Source organism: Peribacillus sp. P4_D6 (genome assembly GCF_056401795.1).
This window is the reverse complement of sequence record NZ_JBFUIQ010000039.1, coordinates 17,348-34,683: the sequence shown is the minus strand read 5'-3', so window position 1 is coordinate 34,683 and position 17,336 is coordinate 17,348. Positions and strand designations below refer to the sequence as shown.

The 17,336-nt window shown below is 35.5% G+C and carries 23 protein-coding genes; 5 read left to right on the top strand and 18 right to left on the bottom strand.

The window, feature by feature from the left end; translation table 11 throughout:
- Positions 1 to 196 precede the first annotated feature (196 nt).
- On the bottom strand, positions 197 to 730 hold the full coding sequence (locus AC1DVB_RS14030; protein WP_057277275.1) for a GNAT family N-acetyltransferase: 534 nt from the start codon (positions 728 to 730) through the stop codon (positions 197 to 199).
- Between the two features lie 170 nt (positions 731 to 900).
- Positions 901 to 1,083 (bottom strand): hypothetical protein, encoded by a 183-nt coding sequence (locus AC1DVB_RS14025; protein ID WP_057277276.1) that lies wholly within the window; start codon positions 1,081 to 1,083, stop codon positions 901 to 903.
- Positions 1,084 to 1,514: 431 nt separating this feature from the next.
- Between AC1DVB_RS14025 and AC1DVB_RS14020 the strand changes: the two genes are divergently transcribed.
- Complete coding sequence (locus AC1DVB_RS14020; RefSeq protein ID WP_034310999.1) at positions 1,515 to 2,585, top strand: SDR family oxidoreductase; 1,071 nt, start codon at positions 1,515 to 1,517, stop codon at positions 2,583 to 2,585.
- A gap of 34 nt (positions 2,586 to 2,619) precedes the next feature.
- Here the strand turns inward: AC1DVB_RS14020 and AC1DVB_RS14015 are convergent, their stop codons facing one another.
- Positions 2,620 to 3,000: a winged helix-turn-helix transcriptional regulator gene (locus AC1DVB_RS14015; RefSeq protein ID WP_053537382.1), complete on the bottom strand. Its 381-nt coding sequence runs from the start codon at positions 2,998 to 3,000 to the stop codon at positions 2,620 to 2,622.
- A gap of 310 nt (positions 3,001 to 3,310) precedes the next feature.
- Positions 3,311 to 3,460 carry a DUF5316 domain-containing protein gene (locus AC1DVB_RS14010; RefSeq protein ID WP_221408430.1) on the bottom strand — a complete coding sequence of 50 codons (150 nt, stop codon included), beginning with the start codon at positions 3,458 to 3,460 and terminating at the stop codon, positions 3,311 to 3,313.
- Positions 3,461 to 3,961: 501 nt separating this feature from the next.
- Here AC1DVB_RS14010 and AC1DVB_RS14005 point away from each other — a divergent pair.
- A complete protein-coding gene (locus tag AC1DVB_RS14005) occupies positions 3,962 to 5,191 on the top strand; it encodes an NAD(P)/FAD-dependent oxidoreductase (RefSeq protein WP_477589645.1) in 1,230 nt (409 codons plus the stop codon).
- 274 nt (positions 5,192 to 5,465) lie between these two features.
- Here AC1DVB_RS14005 and AC1DVB_RS14000 read toward each other — a convergent pair whose 3' ends face one another.
- The 5 genes from AC1DVB_RS14000 to yeiL all read right to left on the bottom strand — a co-directional run bounded on the left by AC1DVB_RS14000 (position 5,466) and on the right by yeiL (position 10,402).
- Positions 5,466 to 6,458, bottom strand: a complete 993-nt coding sequence (locus AC1DVB_RS14000) for an NADP-dependent oxidoreductase (RefSeq protein ID WP_095679954.1) — start codon at positions 6,456 to 6,458, stop codon at positions 5,466 to 5,468.
- Positions 6,459 to 6,561: 103 nt separating this feature from the next.
- A complete protein-coding gene (locus AC1DVB_RS13995) occupies positions 6,562 to 7,620 on the bottom strand; it encodes an alkene reductase (protein WP_095679953.1) in 1,059 nt (352 codons plus the stop codon).
- Positions 7,621 to 7,634: 14 nt separating this feature from the next.
- Positions 7,635 to 8,483, bottom strand: a complete 849-nt coding sequence (locus AC1DVB_RS13990; protein WP_477589642.1) for an alpha/beta fold hydrolase — start codon at positions 8,481 to 8,483, stop codon at positions 7,635 to 7,637.
- A 112-nt stretch (positions 8,484 to 8,595) separates the two neighbouring features.
- Positions 8,596 to 9,171, bottom strand: coding sequence for a TetR/AcrR family transcriptional regulator (locus tag AC1DVB_RS13985; protein ID WP_477589640.1), 576 nt, complete (start codon positions 9,169 to 9,171; stop codon positions 8,596 to 8,598).
- Between the two features lie 559 nt (positions 9,172 to 9,730).
- Entirely contained in the window at positions 9,731 to 10,402 is a 672-nt protein-coding gene (gene yeiL / locus AC1DVB_RS13980; protein WP_057279054.1) for a transcriptional regulator YeiL, read from the bottom strand.
- 77 nt (positions 10,403 to 10,479) lie between these two features.
- On the opposite strand from yeiL, the gene AC1DVB_RS13975 reads away from it, so the two are divergent.
- Together AC1DVB_RS13975 and AC1DVB_RS13970 are read left to right on the top strand one after the other, a co-directional pair.
- Positions 10,480 to 11,175 carry a YjjG family noncanonical pyrimidine nucleotidase gene (locus AC1DVB_RS13975; protein ID WP_477589638.1) on the top strand — a complete coding sequence of 232 codons (696 nt, stop codon included), beginning with the start codon at positions 10,480 to 10,482 and terminating at the stop codon, positions 11,173 to 11,175.
- Between the two features lie 2 nt (positions 11,176 to 11,177).
- On the top strand, positions 11,178 to 11,807 hold the full coding sequence (locus AC1DVB_RS13970; RefSeq protein WP_095679950.1) for a YczE/YyaS/YitT family protein: 630 nt from the start codon (positions 11,178 to 11,180) through the stop codon (positions 11,805 to 11,807).
- A gap of 211 nt (positions 11,808 to 12,018) precedes the next feature.
- Here the strand turns inward: AC1DVB_RS13970 and AC1DVB_RS13965 are convergent, their stop codons facing one another.
- The 7 genes from AC1DVB_RS13965 to AC1DVB_RS13935 all read right to left on the bottom strand — a co-directional run bounded on the left by AC1DVB_RS13965 (position 12,019) and on the right by AC1DVB_RS13935 (position 15,437).
- On the bottom strand, positions 12,019 to 12,507 hold the full coding sequence (locus AC1DVB_RS13965; RefSeq protein WP_063574975.1) for a GNAT family N-acetyltransferase: 489 nt from the start codon (positions 12,505 to 12,507) through the stop codon (positions 12,019 to 12,021).
- Positions 12,508 to 12,648: 141 nt separating this feature from the next.
- Positions 12,649 to 12,993, bottom strand: coding sequence for a hypothetical protein (locus AC1DVB_RS13960; RefSeq protein WP_057279058.1), 345 nt, complete (start codon positions 12,991 to 12,993; stop codon positions 12,649 to 12,651).
- 161 nt (positions 12,994 to 13,154) lie between these two features.
- Positions 13,155 to 13,583: a hypothetical protein gene (locus AC1DVB_RS13955; protein ID WP_477589635.1), complete on the bottom strand. Its 429-nt coding sequence runs from the start codon at positions 13,581 to 13,583 to the stop codon at positions 13,155 to 13,157.
- A 203-nt stretch (positions 13,584 to 13,786) separates the two neighbouring features.
- Positions 13,787 to 13,918 (bottom strand): DUF6254 family protein, encoded by a 132-nt coding sequence (locus tag AC1DVB_RS13950; RefSeq protein ID WP_221408402.1) that lies wholly within the window; start codon positions 13,916 to 13,918, stop codon positions 13,787 to 13,789.
- Positions 13,919 to 13,986: 68 nt separating this feature from the next.
- Complete coding sequence (locus AC1DVB_RS13945) at positions 13,987 to 14,169, bottom strand: hypothetical protein (protein ID WP_034310968.1); 183 nt, start codon at positions 14,167 to 14,169, stop codon at positions 13,987 to 13,989.
- Between the two features lie 259 nt (positions 14,170 to 14,428).
- On the bottom strand, positions 14,429 to 14,959 hold the full coding sequence (paiA, locus tag AC1DVB_RS13940; protein ID WP_328119565.1) for a spermidine/spermine N(1)-acetyltransferase: 531 nt from the start codon (positions 14,957 to 14,959) through the stop codon (positions 14,429 to 14,431).
- 25 nt (positions 14,960 to 14,984) lie between these two features.
- Complete coding sequence (locus AC1DVB_RS13935; RefSeq protein WP_057279061.1) at positions 14,985 to 15,437, bottom strand: MarR family winged helix-turn-helix transcriptional regulator; 453 nt, start codon at positions 15,435 to 15,437, stop codon at positions 14,985 to 14,987.
- A gap of 109 nt (positions 15,438 to 15,546) precedes the next feature.
- Between AC1DVB_RS13935 and AC1DVB_RS13930 the strand changes: the two genes are divergently transcribed.
- Complete coding sequence (locus AC1DVB_RS13930) at positions 15,547 to 16,191, top strand: YczE/YyaS/YitT family protein (protein WP_477589650.1); 645 nt, start codon at positions 15,547 to 15,549, stop codon at positions 16,189 to 16,191.
- A 137-nt stretch (positions 16,192 to 16,328) separates the two neighbouring features.
- On the opposite strand, the gene AC1DVB_RS13925 is transcribed toward AC1DVB_RS13930, so the two are convergent.
- Positions 16,329 to 16,820, bottom strand: a complete 492-nt coding sequence (locus AC1DVB_RS13925) for a DUF6584 family protein (RefSeq protein ID WP_477589648.1) — start codon at positions 16,818 to 16,820, stop codon at positions 16,329 to 16,331.
- Positions 16,821 to 16,926: 106 nt separating this feature from the next.
- A complete protein-coding gene (locus AC1DVB_RS13920; RefSeq protein WP_477589632.1) occupies positions 16,927 to 17,277 on the bottom strand; it encodes a hypothetical protein in 351 nt (116 codons plus the stop codon).
- Between the last annotated feature and the right edge of the window lie 59 nt (positions 17,278 to 17,336).

Here is a 17,336-nt window from a genome sequence, read left to right as displayed (position 1 = left end):
CTATACAATCGCTCCATCTGAACAACAAACTGCATAACCAGTTAAATAACGACATAGTACATTTACCCCCATCAAAAAAAAATGAGAATATGGAGGGTTTATTTTAGCATGGCTTTTTTACTATTGTGTTTTCATACAAAAAAGGTTGCCGCAGCAACCCTTTTTTAAACTAAACCTGTTAGCTGAAGGACTTTAATTACTTATTAATTCCAAGTAATGAATAGACATAGGTATCGTGTGCTTCACCATTTTGATACATATATTTCTTCAAAACTCCCTCTTTTTGAAAACCAATTTTAGTTAGTAAATTATTAGATGCTTCATTGTCAATAAATACAACAGCACCTATACGAGTTAAATCCATAACATCAAAGCCATATGAAAGAACTTTAGATATTGCTTCTGAAGTATATCCTTTTCTCCACTGCTCTGGATGGATTTCATACCCTATTTCTGCTCTTTTATGTTTAGGCAACCAAGCATTAAAGCCAATTGTTCCAATTATGCCTTTGGACTCTTTTCTTTCAATCCCCCAGCGTATGCCTCTTTTTTCATCGTAGTTTTTTGAAAAGAAATCAACGAACTTCTCTGCTTGTTCTATACTCTGTAATGTTTCTTGTCCATAATAACGTGTTACATTGTTGTTAGAAAAACAAGCAAAAATACCTTCTGCATCCTCTTTTGTTATTTCTCTTAGTATTAGTCTTTCTGTCTCTAATATTGGAAACATTAAAAACTCTCCCTCGTTAGGCTCTTATGTATCTTTATTACATATTATACCATATACTTTATTGGGTTTCTTATGGAACTAAACTGCCCCGATGGTTGCATAAAGAAAAAGCTGCCTTAAAGACAGCTCTGATCTTCAGCTAACGCACCTGTTAAGCTTAAAAATCCGTTTTATTTATTATTGTCTAAGTCATCATCGAGAAAAGATTTTATATCTTTAATTCCATACTTCTTTTCAAGTAATTCACCAATAATTGAGCTGTTAATACCTCTTCTGACTGCTGTTTCAATAACTATATAAAGAATAAATAACGAAATAATATAAAGAACAATAGATAAACCAATAGACTGCATTTTAAAAACCTCCCTAACTAAAATATAATTACCCAAACATAACAAAGTTTTTTTGTTGAACTAACCTGCCCCGTTAGTTTAAGTACATTTCTTCACAATCTCAAAACGTGCTTTTCAATTAAATGGCCCGATTGCGGAAGATTGAAAAATATGAAAGAGCTGCAAAAATGGCTTCTAAGCTATTTTACTAACCTTCCCGTTAGCGCAAGAACGAATAAGAGAAGTGAAAGGATCATATAACAATTTAGTAAATTAGCATTATTATAAAATGATGGCTTTTTTGATGTTATTAATACAAAATATATGTCTTATAAGCACTCCTGGATTACAAAAAAGTGCTTATKGTACTTCAAAGTGCGTACTTCTCAAGTGTGGTTTTTTGATGCAAAATAACAGTGAACAAAGCACAATACAGAAGGAGCTGAAACACTATAAATAATGAATCTCAAACAACACGCAAAGTCGCCTTGGTCGTAGGCGCAAATGGTGTTATCGGACGCAACCTTATTGATCACCTCATTACTCTCCCTGACTGGGACGTGATCGGCGTATCGCGTCGAGGCGGAGAGTCTGTCGGCCGTGTCCGGTATGTGGCTGCGGATCTACTCAATATAGACGACACCCGCGAGAAGCTAAACAGTTTAACTGAGGTAACACACATCTTCTATGCCGCCTATCAGGACCGTCCAACTTGGGCCGAACTTGTTCCTCCCAACCTCGCCATGCTAGTGAATACCGTAGAAACGATAGAACCAATCGCGCCGGGTTTAAAACATGTCAGTTTGATGCAGGGATACAAGGTATACGGCGCACATCTCGGCCCGTTCAAGACCCCTGCCCGTGAGACAGACGCTAACCATATGCCACCCGAATTCAATATTGATCAGCAAGATTTCTTAGAACAAAGGCAAAAAGGAAAGGCTTGGACTTGGTCGGCGCTCCGTCCTTCTGTAGTCTGCGGTTTCTCGCTTGGAAATCCGATGAACCTCGCCATGGTTATTGCGATCTACGCCTCAATTTCGAAGGAGCTTGGAATTCCGCTACGGTTTCCGGGCAAACCAGGTGCCTATGACAGCCTTTTGGAGATGACAGATGCGGGGCTTCTCGCGAAGGCAACAGTATGGGCGGCGACTGAAGAGCGTTGTGCTAATCAGGCATTTAACATCACGAACGGCGATCTGTTCCGTTGGAATGAATTATGGCCGAAGATCGCTCACTACTTCGGCTTGGAGACGGCGCCTCCGCTGCAGATGTCACTGGACGTTGTCATGGCGGACAAGGAGCAACTCTGGAACAAAATGGTCAAGAACCATGGGCTTGCTCGGCACTCCTATCAAGACGTATCCTCCTGGCGATTCGGTGATTTCGTGTTCTCTTGGGATTACGATTTCTTCGCCGACGGAACTAAGGCCCGCCGCTTAGGTTTTCACGAATACGTCGATACCGAAGCGATGTTCATGAATATCTTCGACGACTTCCGCAAACGTAAAGTTATCCCATAAACAAAAAGCCGGCCTTGTATATTAGGTCGGCTCCTTATATGTTATGTACGTCTTCAAGCTGTGGATTGGCTAGGACGGTAGCTCTTCCCCCGTACTTTCTCTCTATATGCGAATCCCCCCACCTACACATCAGATGCAGGATCTCCTTTAGACTCCAGCCGTAGTCTGTTAACTCATATTCGACTTTTGGTGGAACTTGATTGTAAGAAATGCGCAGGATGACGCCTTCCTCTTCAAGCTCCCGAAGTTGCTGCGTTAACATTTTTTGAGTAATTGCGGGTATTAAGCTTTTCAATTCATTGTTACGTTTCTTTCCAAATGTTAGATGAAAGAGAATTACGGGTTTCCACTTTCCTCCAATCACCTCCAAAGTTGCCTCCACCGCAGTGTTGTAAATCTTATTAGGATCCTTCATTACACACCTTACCTTCCTATTAAGAATATTCCGACACAGGTCACTGGTATACATCATATGAATTGGAGCCATTAAATATCCGTTTTTGAACATTATAACCGCAAGCAAAATATTGCGCTATCCTGGCCCCGTTAATTGAAAAACTTATAGTTCGATTCTTTTGATTAATCTCTTCTCTTATTCAAGAATATGGCCCAATTGCTGAACAAAGGTCAAACAGCACACTTCAGCTATCCTGCCCCGATAGTGCCATAAGAATAGGCTGCCACAGCAACCTTCAAGGCCCGTTAGTTGAAGAACAAAGTATTAGTTATACAAAGTATACTAATCCAGAAATACCCAAACAGATTACAGCTATGAGACCTGAGATTAATGCTATTTTCGTTCTAAAGCTTCGATTTTTTGTCATTTCTGAATGAAAATTTGCTCTTTGTTGTTGTCCATCGGTCCATGCTCCGATAAAAACACCTAAATAACAATACTTACTATCCCAACAATAAGAAAAACTGAAACATTAATAACTCCCCCTTGTTAGGCTCTTATGTATTTACATTACATATTATACCGTGGGATTAATTCGGTTTATCATTGAAATTTCTGGCCCCGTTAGTCTAACGGGGCAGGTTGAATAAGACATGCTATAATTTCACTACTTTCCTTTTGATTCTCTAGTGAGAGGGGGATAAAAAGAAAAAAGAATAAGCGAGCAATCGTAAGAAATACTTAATTAACTGAGGGAGTTCTATAAGAAGAAGTAAAAAAAGTCGATTCCTTAACGTAGAGGAGATCGACTTTTCAGGTTGGAATTCTCTTTACTTATTTGGTTTTAACTTCCATAATTTATGTATGTAGTATATTCTTATCAATTTCCCTCATTACTTTAATTCATAGGAGCATTAACTTTAGAAGTCTGCTAATGGATAAGCAAGTTAATAATTGTACTTAAAAATGGAGTGATACGATGAATAAGAAGTATGATGTCATCATTACCGGTGCTAGATGTGCCGGCTCTACCCTGGCAATCTATCTTGCTAAGTTAGGTTTCCATGTGTTGTTAGTGGACCGATCGACTTTTCCAAGGGACACATTATCAACCCATACCTTTTTCAATAATACTGTCGCTCTTCTTCGAGAAATAGGTGTCCTGGACATGTTATTGGAAACAAAAGCACCACCGGTACGGGATATTAAATTTCAATTTGAGGATACCGTGATAGAAGGTCTCATCCCCGAGGTCTACGGAGAGGACAGTTGTTATTGTATTAGAAGAACTTATCTCGATCATATTCTACTTGAAAAAGCCAAATCTCAAATGAATGTAACCGTTTTAGAAGGATTTCGTGTGACGGATGTCATTCGTGATGACGAAACAGTAATAGGCGTGAAAGGTTTAGGCGGCAACAACGAGAAACAAGAATTTTTAGCTCGCCTGGTAGTCGGAGCAGACGGCCGTTCCTCTATTATTCGCAAGCTGGTAAAAAGTGAACTCAAAATAAGTATTCCGGCAACAGTCGGCATCTATTTCGGGTATTTCTCTGGATTTCGCCACGATAATGTCCCTAAATTTGAAGTATACAAGATAAAAGATAACACAGCCATTCTCTTTCCGACGAATGATGATTTATATGTTATTGTCGGCATTTTCCCATTAGAAAATAAGGAATTGATAGAACGGTTGAAATTAAATCCGGAGAGCTGTCTACGCAATTTCTTAACAGATAACTTTCCGAATACAACAATTGGGGCGCGCTTGAAAAATGCAGATCTAGTAGAACCGGTCAAAGGCATTCTAGGATATGATAATTACTGGTATAAAGGAATGGGAAAAGGATGGGCGTTGGTTGGGGATGCAGTTTGTTTTAAAGATCCTGGCATGGCGCAGGGTATCCATGATGCTATATGTGGAGCACGTTTATTATCCAATATTCTATTAAAGTATAAGGGACAATCCAATCAATCAAATCAAATGTCTGAAGAATATCAAAAGGCAATAGAAGATGAGTTTATGGTTCGGTTTCACATGGGATGCCAAATTTCGAAGAATGAACGCATATCTGAACAACAGGATGCTGTCAACAAGCTAATCAGTTCCCATCCAGAGGCTATAGAGAAGTTTTTAGGAATTTACAATTACGCAAACGAGCCCGTTGTTTTAGAAAAAGAAATCGCACGAATTATGCAGTCGTTCTAGCAATGATTTTTAGAAATAAAGTGATTCAAGTACAAAAATAATATGACAAATAGGTGCATTGCAATCCATAAGGTACTTATTTTACTAACGGGTGCTTAATTGAAGATCCGGCTGCCATCGGGCAGCTTCTTTTGTTTATGCACAGTTGCATAAGAAATGAGCTGCTGATCAGCTCCTGTTAAAGAAGTAAACACCCGTTAGTTATATAAGCAACCTCGATAAGTTAAAAAAATAAACCTTTCTACCTAAGGAAAGGTTTGTTAGATAAGACTGATTATTTCAATTTGAGTATTATTTTCCCCTTTGCTCTTCCAGTCTCTGCATACTCCAATGCTTTTTGGGCATCTTCGAAAATAAAAATTTTATCAAGTGTAGGCTTAATTACTTCTGACTCTAACATTTCTGTTAAAATTTTTAACTGCTCTCCACTATGCTTCATAAAAAGAAACGTGTATTGGACATTATGTTTTTTTTCTAGCTTCGTAAGTTTATAACTTGCAATGGAAAATAAGGTTTTTTTTAATGAACTAAATCCGTTTTCTTTAGCAAAGCGACCATTCGGGATTCCAGATATAGAAACAATCTTTCCTCCTTTTTTTAATGTTAGAAATGATTTCTCTAATGTCGCCCCCCCAATGGTATCAAGAACTGCGTTGTAGTCACGAATCGAATGTTCGAACTTTTCTTTCTTGTAATTAATAACTTCGTCAGCGCCAAGAGATTTCACCAAATCAGTACCATCACTAGCTGTAGTTGCGACAAAAGCACCCATATGTTTTGCAAGTTGGATAGCAAATGTTCCTACTCCCCCTGAACCTGCATGTATTAATATTTTATGTCCTTTTTCAATTCGCAGAATATCATGCAAAGCTTGGTAGGATGTCAATCCGACTAGAGGGATGGAGGCGGCTTCTTCAAAACTTAAATTTTTAGGTTTTAATGCAATATCTTCTTGGTTAACAGAGAGATATTCAGTAAAAGTTCCCATTTTATTTGCTCTAGGTCGACCATATACCTCATCACCGACTTTAAACTTCGTGACACTAGTACCTACTTCAACAATTTTTCCAGAAAAATCGTTTCCTAAAATTAAAGGCATCTTGTATTTCAATAATAATTTTAATTCACCCTTACGAATTTTTGTATCAAGAGGATTTATACTTGCCGCATATATCTCAACTAAGACCTCGTCATTATTTATTTTGGGCATAGGGAAGTCTAAAAAATTTGGATTTTTACCGTAGTTTTCAACTGCTAAAGCTTTCATTACAATCCTCCACTTTTTTATTTAACGCACTTGTATCTTTTCATAACGAACCTAAGAAAAAGGATTATGAATATCCCTGGACGGGATATTCATATTAAATAAATTATTTTAAGAAAGGATAATCTGTATAACCTTCTTTTCCTCCTGCATAGAGCGTGTTTTTATCAGGTTCGTTTAGGGGAGCACCTGATTGAATCCGTTCTGCAAAGTCTGGATTAGCTAGTACCCAAGTGCCTACTGTGACAACATCTGCAAGATTATTATCTACATCAGACGAAAGTTGATCTAGAGGACGGCCTGGACGGTTAACAAGAAGTGATTGATCCCAAAGTTGACGCACATCTTTTAGGAATTGCTCGTTTCCGAAGTGCATTAAATGCAGATATGCAAGGTTAAGCTTATTTAATTCACTTATTAAATAGCGATACATCTCAAGGCTATTTTCCCCCTCATCAATGCCTTGCAGTGTTCCTTGAGGAGAAAAACGGATGCCTGTTCTTTCTGCTCCTATTTCATCAACAACTGCTTTAGCTACTTCAATAGCGAATCGAGAACGCCCCTCAATCGTACCACCGTATGCATCTTGACGATGATTGGAGTTTTCACTAAGGAATTGTTGGATCAGATAACCATTCGCACCGTGAATTTCAACTCCGTCTGCACCAGCTTCAATTGCTGAACGTGCTGCTAAACGAAACTCATTGATAACACCTTTTATCTCAAGCTCACTCAATTCTCTTGGTGTTGGAATTTCTTTCATTCCTTCTGCCGTGAAGATTTCTACACCAGGTGCAATAGCTGACGGTGCAACTGCTTGGCGGTGGTGAGGTGTGTTATCAGGGTGTGATACACGTCCCACATGCATAAGCTGAACAAAAATATGACCGCCTTCACCATGAACTTTAGAAGTTACTTTTTTCCACCCTTTAATATGATTTTCTGTATAAATTCCAGGTGTATTAGTGTAACCTTGCCCATCATCTGAAGGTTGGGTTCCTTCGCTTATAATTAAACCGACTGAAGCACGCTGACCATAGTACTCTGCTATTAAATCGCTCGGTGTACCATCTGGTAAAGCTCTACTTCTAGTCATCGGAGCCATTCCTATACGATTTTTCAAGTCAATGTTTCCGATACGAACTGTTTCAAATAATCTGCTCATATGAATACTCCTTTTTAATAAGAATTAGAATCAAGGAATGAATTTACGTGTTCTGCAAATAGTTCTGGAAATTGAAACAGGTGCCCGTGACCAGAATCAGGATATATAATCAGCTGTGCTTTGGGTAATTTCTCTTTTAAGATATAACTGTTTTTAGTCGGTACCATCACATCATTAACACCATTAGTAACAAGTACAGGGTGTTTGATGTTTTGTAACCATTCATAATCATGATTGGATTTTTGTTTAGCCCATTTTGCAATGGCTTGTAATTGTGCCTCTTTTACTTGTTCTGAACTGTTTACTTTTTTCTGATTAAAAATTCTTTGTAGTGAAGCCATTCCTGCAGATTTACTTGTTTCGGTTTGTCCGTAGAAAAAGAACATAAAATCATTTATTCCATCTTCTTCCGTTCCGCCGTGACGATTCATTCTTTCCAAAATTTCTGGATTTGGATTAATACCAGATTCAGGCGAAGTACCTGCCATAATGATTTTTCTTACTAAATCTCCCTCTTGTAAAGCTAGCTCTTGTGCAACCATGCCACCAATGGAAAAACCAAGAATGTCAACTTGTTCTAATCCAAGAGCTTTTATAAATGTTGCTGTATCTTTAGCCATATCCGCAATTTTAGTAGGCGTTAGTCCATCGGTCTCACCAACCCCTTTATTGTCAAACAAGATTACTGGGCGTGTATTTGCAATAGGTTCAAGCATGTTTGGATCCCAGTTTTCCATCGTTCCTCTAAAGTGAACAAGAAATACTACTGGTATACCATCTTGTGTACCAAATTTTCTATATGCGTAACGAGTTCCATTTGCTTCAATAAATTCTGATTCTGCTGGTATTTTAAAGTTAGTCATTATTGTGTTCCTCCTTAGAAATTAAAAAACGGTTTTATAAGTATGCATTATGATGGTTTGTTTCATGTTCATTTTTAGAATGAACGTTCTAAAAAGGGTAAAAAAAAGAAAGCTAGTCCAACACTGAAAGTGCTAGAGTGATGATGCCTTCTAATTCTTTTTTATTGTAATTATTTTTTATTAGTACTCTTATACCTACCAAATTGTTGTGTAAAAAACGAGATGTGTTATCAGAATCGATTTCTTTTGATAGCTCTCCACTAGTCTGGCCCCGTTTTATAAGGTTATTAAACATATCTTCAGTACGGTTAAACATTTTTGTGACTATGCGTCCAATTTCTTTGTCCAGCAAAGATAATTCTATGGCTGCATTTACTGATAGACAACCTTTTGGGTATTGTTCAATGGAATTCAGTACGAAAATAAACACATCACGTATCGTCTGTTTAATGGATGAAGTGCTACTAATTATCCTTTCCATCTCATTGACGATGAGCTCTTCATAGTGATTAAGGGAAGCTAAAAACAATGAACGCTTGTCACCAAATGTATCATATATACTCCTGCGGTGTATTCCCATATGATCCACCAAATCTTGCATGGATGTTTTTTCATAACCCTGTTCCCAGAAAAGCTCCATTGCTTTTCTTAATACAGCCTTTTCGTCAAACTCTTTACTTCTAGCCATTTTATTTCTCCTTTAAAAAATCCATGAACCAATACTAACAAAAACAAACGTCATAATCCATTATAGAATGAGCGTTCTAAAATAAACACATGAATTTCAAACCGTGATTAAATAATACCCTTTTTAGAACGATTAGTAAAGAATTATAAATACCCAATAATCCCCAACACATTTGCTGCATGCACTCATACCAAATAAACAAGAAACAGCAATTAGTAAAAACCATCTGAGCCCTTACTCAACCAAACTGCCCCGTTAGTTGCCAAAAGAAAAAGCTACCTTAAAGACAGATCCGATCTTCAGCCAACGCGCTAGTTAGTTAAAGTGAGGGACATCACAAACAGAATATTAATTCATCTTATCAATATTTTATTTTATTAGGCTATGTTAAAAACTTTGGTTGAATGAAAAAATGCAAAAGATTTGGTTAATTTTAAATTTTAATGGTGGTAGTAAATATTCCATTAGCTATTTTAATTTGAAAACGAATACGGTATTCGTTTCTGTGATAAAAAGTGTAACAACTTGTTTATATTTCAAGTTATCAAATCATACTAAATTAATCCTTTTTTGAACTTAATCTTTCTAACTTTTCTTTATTAATGATAAAATATCCTCTTCCTTTTTTTTCTAATAATCCTTCTTCTTGGAATTGGTTAAGTGTGTATAATAAATGTCGATAGCTTCCCCCCACGTATTCTGCTGTTTCGGTATGCTTCTCTTGAAAGCATCCATCGTTTTCTATTTGAAGAATATATTTGGCCAATCGATTTTTGAACTCATAATCCTGCATATCTGTGTAATGATCCGTTCTTTTAAGTAATTTATCACCTAAATATTTTGATAAATTATGGAGGAAACGATTGTCATTTAACAGATGCTTTTTCGATGAAGCCAGTGGAACCGCTAAGCAAGTGCAGTTATTTATAGCCACAACATCTTTTAAATTCTTTTCCACCTCAATCAAGGATAATTCACCAATAAAATCATCTTTCTTTAGAAACTGAATCAGCGCACGTTTTCCATTTTCGTGTACTATATATATTTTTGCCCGCCCATCCAATAATAAAAATAAGTACTGAATATCTTCATCAAAGCGCACTATATATTCATTAGAAGAAAACTTACAAATAAAAGCCTGATGTAAAACTGCTTTCGGAAAAGTTTCTTGAATATCATTATATATATCCACAAAGTTTTCAGCGTAATCCTTCAAATTGATTTTTTCCATTTTATCACCTCAATATGAGATATCTCCTATTATTATATTGTTCCTTTCGATATATTACTACCAAGAGGTGGATTGGGATGAAGAAATACAAACATATTATTTTTGACTTAGATGATACGATACTTGATTTTCAAGATTCAGAAGAAAAGGCTTTAAAACAAATTATTACGCTGTACGAGTTGCCCTATAACAAACAAACAATTGCATGTTATAAGCGCATTAATGATGGATTATGGCATCAATTAGAGGAAGGCTTGATTTCTCGTGAAGAAGTGCTGACAACGCGTTTTTCACTTTTTTTGAAGGAATTTCAAATAGATGAAAACGGAGCAAAAGTTGAAGCTATGTACCGTGGGCATTTAAACCAAGGACATAAGGCCGTCACCCATGCACATGAATTATTAAATGCTTTAAGTAAGCAAGATTATAAATTATATATTGGAACAAACGGTGTAGGAAAGACTCAAAGAAAAAGATTATTAGGTGCCAAGCTACAAGGATATTTTGAACAACTTTTTATCTCCGAAGAAATTGGTTATGAAAAACCGAATCCCCATTTCTTTCACTATATTTTTGATGCCCTGCATACAAGCAGTAAAGAAGAATTTTTAATGATAGGTGATCGTTTAACATCGGATATTCAAGGAGCTATCAATGTCGGAATTGATTGTGTATGGTTTAACCCTAAGAGAAGCATGCCTAAATCATGTTCACCTAAGAGCACATATACGATACCAAATTTAATGCAAATAATGGACTTATTAGAGGAATAATCATGAAAAAAGTAATTCAATCGATTCTACTCTATATAGTAAGTGCTATTGGCATCAGTCTTACATTAAAAGCTGATGTTGGTGTCAGCAGTTTTAATGCGATGAATTTATCAATATCTGAATGGACTTCCATCAAAGTTGGCACAATTACATTCATTGCAAATCTCATTTTTCTGTTCGGTTATATCTGCCTATGCGAAAAAAAGGATTTTAGAAAATTCACTTTGATGTTCATTTCCAGCTTGTTCTTTGGAATGGTTATTAATTTTTTCCTCTATACTATTTTCGGTACGATTTACGTAGAGAATTATTTAGTAAGAATCGGACTATTTATTTTCGGTGCGATACTAGCCGGTGGAACAACAGGCATTATTTTATCATTAGATATTATTCCTTTTCCTATTGAAAGTTTATGTTTACGAATAGCTGAATTAACAAAACGCCCTTTCTCTCAATACAGATATTGTGTCGATTTATTCTCCATTATTCTATCAATAACAATATCACTACTATACAATTTACCAATCAATATTCGTGAAGGAACGATTATCAGCTTCTTCTTATTGTCCGGCATTATTTCATATACACGATTGAAATTTAAAAACTATCAACAGAAACCACAAACTCAATAAATAGCATTACTAAAAAATAACCTCTTACAGTTGAGAATCCAAAGAGGTTATTTTTATCAAACTTTAATATAAATTATCCGAACTTTATTCTAAATGATCAATCTTTTTTGTAACACTACAGTTACACTAACCTGCCCCGATAGTTTCCATAAGAAAAAGCTGCCTTAAAGACAGCTCCGATCTTTAGCTAACGCACCCGTTGTTTATCTGTTTAAATTTGAAAGGATTGAACCAAACATTCTTCATTATCGACAATTTGCTTTTTTTCTTCAAAATCTATATTTAGCTCACTGAAAATCTTTCTCCAAAATATAACAGCAGGGATATTATTGGCTAATTGAACAACAAAGTAACTACCTTTTTTTTGTTTAAACAATTCCTTTAATAATGATATTGCAGCACCTTTTCTTCTATATTTTTTTAAAATGAAAATATCATTAATGCTGTAATCATAGTCCTTATTTAAAAACGGCCTTTCTAACAGTAATAAAAACCCTGCAATTTTCATATCTTTTTTCAAAAAGTATGGGGTTAATCCTTCCTCCTTCCAAATTAATTCAAATGAATCAAATTCAAATGAGCCATCTGTTGATATGTCTAAACCCTCGGTAAACTCCGAAAGGTCATGTAAATAAAGCGAATATAAATTCTGAAGAATATGCTTTTCATCTTTGGAAACGGGGTTGAATGAAACAGTCATTGTTATCCCTCTTTTACCATTTATTAAGCTCTTACTTCATTAAGTTCGATATAAACTTCCATTTGTCCTTCATGAACTCCCCTGCCCCCGTTAGTTGCATAAAGAAAAAGCTGCCTTAAAGACAGCTCCGTGGAATAAGGGTTAATGATTTTTATTTGCATACATTCTTGCCATTGCCGAAGGTGAAAATTTAATTCTATATTTCCCTTCAAGTTCTTTCTTAATTTTATCCGTTAAAGTTAAGCCTTGTTTATTGTGTTCTTCTTCAAGTTCAATCCCATTAGGAAGCAATTTATCTTCATCCCAATCAATCCATTCACCATACCTATTTACCCATTCAATCAATTCATTTGTTAACGTATTTGAAATTAAAATGTCCTCTATATCCAAGTTACAACCACATTGATTGCACCATATAGGGTCCGCCCCAACATCCCCTTCAACTTTCAACTCATATGTTTCTTTTTGTTCACAAAAACATTCCATATTATTTTCTGACTCCTCTACTACACGCTTTTTTATTATATTTTACATGACTTTTGTTAAAGTAACCTATCCTATTAGTTCAATAAGAAAAGCGATTCTTATTAAAGAATCGCTGAGTTTGTAGATAACTATCATCCGAAAAATTGAGGGAACCTCAGGCCTTATCCCTTATCCCTTATCCCTTTTCGATCATGTAAAATTTCTTGAATGATTTCAATATGAACAAAAGACCATGATCTTTCATGAAAGTGAAGAAACACACTTATGGAAAGAATGGAAATATATATTATACTAAAGACGACCCAAAGCAAACTCCCATCTTTAAAAAGGAAATCTTGCAATTGATTTGAAAACAGAAGAAAAAGCCAAGGCCCAGAGGATATTATAATAGGAATGATCCCCGATCCGTTTTTCTCTTTTATCATACAATAATAAACTTTTTTTAACGTATCGCTATCAATCGAATTATAAAAATTTTGAATTTCTTCCACTTCAATCAGTTTCTTCATCCCTTTGAAAGAACGGTCTTTGTTTGATGCTTTTTTTAATTGAAGATAAATTTTATGAGCATCTCCCCGTAATGAAAACATATTTCTGATCTTTCCCCCCTTCCAAAAAACTCCTTACTAAAAGGTTTTGTAATACTCCGCATTTTTATGTAGTCTTTGTCTTTTACAGTATCTACTTAAGGGGATACATACGAATCATTCTAAAAATCCAGCTCGTAATAAAAACATAAAAAGACCATAATCATCGATGATTATGGCCTTTAGGTAACGAAAAAAGAACCGTTTTACTTAGTTTCAGATTCATTTTTGCCCGTATCTTCAGCTAATTGTTCAAATGAATGGACCTTACCATGTGGATTCTGAGATTGTTTACGATCTTTCCATTGGCGTTCTTGTTGTCGCTTAGATTGAGTCATCTAAATAAGCTCCTTTACATAAAGTTAAGTAAAAAGTTTGAAGCAAGATAAGCGTACTCGAGCAGGCATCAATGCATGCCTTTCCACTCACCTTGATTTTTAGATGCTTTTTCTTTTTTTGCTTTATTTTTATGTGCTTGATTGGCATTTGCACTGCCGAATTCTTTGGAGAATTCAGAATCAGTTTTGCTTGAATCAAACCCTTGTTTGTTTTTTTGATCTGCATCATTTTTCTTTGTTCGTTTTGCCATGTATACCCCTCCTTCTTATCTTTAGTATGAGATTTGAAAGAAGAAATATACTCCGAATAAAACCGGCAGCAGCATGAATCCTTCATGTAATTCGGGTAAATAATAAAGTGAATAATGAGTTCGAATTCGTATTTAACCGGTCGTGCAGTACTTTTCAAAAATATTGAATTTGAGGGTTAAATAAGCTTATAGGTGGTTTTTTAATCTCTTTTCGATCAGTTCTGCCATTTGTTTGAATTTGGATTTCCTTCATTATTTATCAATGATGCACCTTTATGATTGTTTTGGTCATTATAAAGTCCGTTTGTTCTTCATCACCCATATAAAAAGAGTGGGCTCCAGTTTGAACAAACCCAATTTTCTTATAAAAACCAATGGCATTTTCATTTTTTTCCCATACGCCCAGCCAGATTTTCTTTTTATTACGTTCCATCGCCATGTCCATTGCTTTATTTAGCAGATACTTACCAAGCCCATGTTTTTGAAATTTGTTCTTTATATAAATCCGCTCGACTTCAAGTGAATCATCACCCATTTCTTCAGTTTGAGCATCATTGGTATTGACCTTTAAATATCCAGCGACTTCATTATTAAAATAAACAAAAAAGAATTGCGAAGAAGTATTGGATAATTCTTTTTCTAATTGGTTTAGGTTAAATGCCCTTTCCAAATAGGCATTCATATTTTCGGGTGAATTCTGATGCTTAAATGTCTCATTAAATGTTTCATAACTAATTTCTTGAAGAATGCGTGAATCGTCTAGGGTACACTTTTTAATATTTATAGTCATTTAAATATGCCGCTCCTCTATATAATCAATAATTTCTCTTGTTTCCCTTTTTTACAAATTCCCAGTCTTTCTCTACATTTTTTCTTACTCTTTGAAGAAGATCGGAAATGGTTTCTACTTCTCTTTCCGAAAGTCCCTCTAATGCAACGGTATTGGAATAATCATTTTCTCTTTTTATAAAAGGATAAATACTTTTTCCTTTCTCCGTTGGAAAGAGCTTTTTAATTTTTTTGTTGTGTTTATCTTCTTTTTTTTCAATAAAGCCATTGATTTCAAGTTTTTTTATAGCACGAGCTGCTGTTGTTCGATCTACTTTTATCATCTCAGCTACCTTTTCCTGAATCATTCCTGGATTTTCACATATTCGCACAAGGTACAAATACTGCCCTTTTGTAAGGTCATGTTCTTTAAATTCGATATTGCTTATGGAATCTAATGCCCTTGCTATCATTCCAATTTCACGAAGAATTTCCTTCATAATGAACTCCTTAGCACGTATTTTTGTTGCAAATGCAATAAAAATGACCTATATTAAATTTAAAGTAATTTTGTTGTGTTTGCAACAAAAAAATAAAGGGGGCGGTATAGTGAAATATGTTTTTTATGTATTTGGAATTTTAATATTAACCCTTGGTATTTCTTTCACTATACAATCAGATCTTGGGACTTCACCTTTTGATGCACTTTTGGTGGGACTATCCATAAATGCGGGGCTTACTGTGGGAAGTTGGGAAATCATAATAGCTTTGATCTTGATATGTTTTAATTCATTTTTAAAAAGGCAAAGACCAGAAGTTTTGGGGTTGTTAACAGCATTTATAACGGGTATCGGGATTGATATGTGGCTTTTTTTATTGCACAATTTGATAACACCTGAATTATGGTACAGCAAAGTTATTTGTTTTGGAATCGGCTTGGTTGTTATAGGATTAGGAACGGCAACATATTTACACACAAATTTTGCACCGATTCCAGTTGACCGATTAACATTAATCATACAAGAATTAACGAAAACAAATATATTTTTTTCGAGAACAGCCATTTACCTCGCATTCTTGATAATGGCAATGATATCAAATGGACCAATTGGCGTTGGAACCTTATTAACCGTTTGTTTAGGGGGGCTGATACTCAATTACTTTATGCCATTTACTGAAAAAGTATTAAACCGCATATTAACACACCCTAGTACATCACCGAATTATGATAAAGATAAAAAGCATTCAATATAGAATGATTTTTATCTTTATTGCTCAACTAACCTGCCCCTAAAAAGACTGCCAGCGATGGCAGCCAGATTTTAAACGTAACGCACCCGTTAGGGAAAGAACAAGTACTATAAAACTCTCTTATAAAGCAAGATTACCGATCAAAAAATCCAGGTGAAAAGAGCGTAAACTCCAATTAATGCAAAGAGAATTGTTAATATGATTATTGAGAAGCAACCCAAACTAACCAAATTATCTTTCAATCGATCGTCAGGTTGTTCCAGCAGACTCTCTTTCACTTTATTTTGTATAGGCGAAATTACCTGATCCAATTCCAGTTCTATTAAAATTTCACTATCACCTTTAAATTTCAGAGCTCGTGCTATTCTTAAAGGATCGTTTCCCATAGAATTTTCGAACAAAATACACGCTTTTACCATCTCTGATGYCTTATTCTTTTCTAAATACCAGTAACGACCTGCCATTGAAGGGTATTTCAATGCAAAATAGATGTCCCCCAGCTTTCTGCGCAGTTCTAACTCATTAGGATAGGTCGAAATTAAACCGTGTAGCCTATCCCTTGCTTTCCCTAAATCATTTTTTTCAATGTCCTCTTCTATCTTCTTAATCGTTTTAACAGGTATCTTTTCTATATAAACACCTCATATCTTTTCTTTATAGTCTTTATTTCTAGATCGTTCAAAATAGTTCCTTCTCCAACAACCAGCCCCTATAGTTACATAAACCAATCTGCAATTTTTACTCCCATGGATTTTCATACTTATTTCTAATTTTATCGACTTTAGTATATTCGCAAAAGGTATCTTTGCCTGATGAATGAACTTTCATCGTATTTTTTTCGACTATAATAGTAAAGTTGTCAGAACCGCCACCATAATCAAATTCGTAATCATTGCTCTCAATATGCTTATATGTTCCGGAAGATTGTTCCCCGCCTTGGACTCTTAAATTTTGAATTTCAAAATTATTTTCCCCTTTAAAGGTAAAGGATTTTCGACAAACACGCTTATCTCCACCCGAATTTTTCCATTCTCCTTTCCAAGATGGTGCTTTTTCTTCACCACACGCAGCTAATACGAACGCAGACATTGCTGAGATCATTAAGGCTTATGTAGAGTTAACACGATTTGTGAAGGACAACAACCCGA

Coding starts and splice junctions, on each gene's coding strand:
- AC1DVB_RS14030 (WP_057277275.1), bottom strand. CDS start 730: ATGTTTCCAATATTAGAGACAGAAAGACTAATACTAAGAGAAATAACA.
- AC1DVB_RS14025 (WP_057277276.1), bottom strand. CDS start 1,083: ATGCAGTCTATTGGTTTATCTATTGTTCTTTATATTATTTCGTTATTT.
- AC1DVB_RS14015 (WP_053537382.1), bottom strand. CDS start 3,000: ATGAAGGATCCTAATAAGATTTACAACACTGCGGTGGAGGCAACTTTG.
- AC1DVB_RS14005 (WP_477589645.1), top strand. CDS start 3,962: ATGAATAAGAAGTATGATGTCATCATTACCGGTGCTAGATGTGCCGGC.
- AC1DVB_RS14000 (WP_095679954.1), bottom strand. CDS start 6,458: ATGAAAGCTTTAGCAGTTGAAAACTACGGTAAAAATCCAAATTTTTTA.
- AC1DVB_RS13995 (WP_095679953.1), bottom strand. CDS start 7,620: ATGAGCAGATTATTTGAAACAGTTCGTATCGGAAACATTGACTTGAAA.
- AC1DVB_RS13990 (WP_477589642.1), bottom strand. CDS start 8,483: ATGACTAACTTTAAAATACCAGCAGAATCAGAATTTATTGAAGCAAAT.
- AC1DVB_RS13985 (WP_477589640.1), bottom strand. CDS start 9,171: ATGGCTAGAAGTAAAGAGTTTGACGAAAAGGCTGTATTAAGAAAAGCA.
- yeiL (WP_057279054.1), bottom strand. CDS start 10,402: ATGGAAAAAATCAATTTGAAGGATTACGCTGAAAACTTTGTGGATATA.
- AC1DVB_RS13975 (WP_477589638.1), top strand. CDS start 10,480: ATGAAGAAATACAAACATATTATTTTTGACTTAGATGATACGATACTT.
- AC1DVB_RS13970 (WP_095679950.1), top strand. CDS start 11,178: ATGAAAAAAGTAATTCAATCGATTCTACTCTATATAGTAAGTGCTATT.
- AC1DVB_RS13965 (WP_063574975.1), bottom strand. CDS start 12,507: ATGACTGTTTCATTCAACCCCGTTTCCAAAGATGAAAAGCATATTCTT.
- AC1DVB_RS13960 (WP_057279058.1), bottom strand. CDS start 12,993: ATGGAATGTTTTTGTGAACAAAAAGAAACATATGAGTTGAAAGTTGAA.
- AC1DVB_RS13955 (WP_477589635.1), bottom strand. CDS start 13,583: ATGTTTTCATTACGGGGAGATGCTCATAAAATTTATCTTCAATTAAAA.
- AC1DVB_RS13950 (WP_221408402.1), bottom strand. CDS start 13,918: ATGACTCAATCTAAGCGACAACAAGAACGCCAATGGAAAGATCGTAAA.
- AC1DVB_RS13945 (WP_034310968.1), bottom strand. CDS start 14,169: ATGGCAAAACGAACAAAGAAAAATGATGCAGATCAAAAAAACAAACAA.
- paiA (WP_328119565.1), bottom strand. CDS start 14,959: ATGACTATAAATATTAAAAAGTGTACCCTAGACGATTCACGCATTCTT.
- AC1DVB_RS13935 (WP_057279061.1), bottom strand. CDS start 15,437: ATGAAGGAAATTCTTCGTGAAATTGGAATGATAGCAAGGGCATTAGAT.
- AC1DVB_RS13920 (WP_477589632.1), bottom strand. CDS start 17,277: ATGTCTGCGTTCGTATTAGCTGCGTGTGGTGAAGAAAAAGCACCATCT.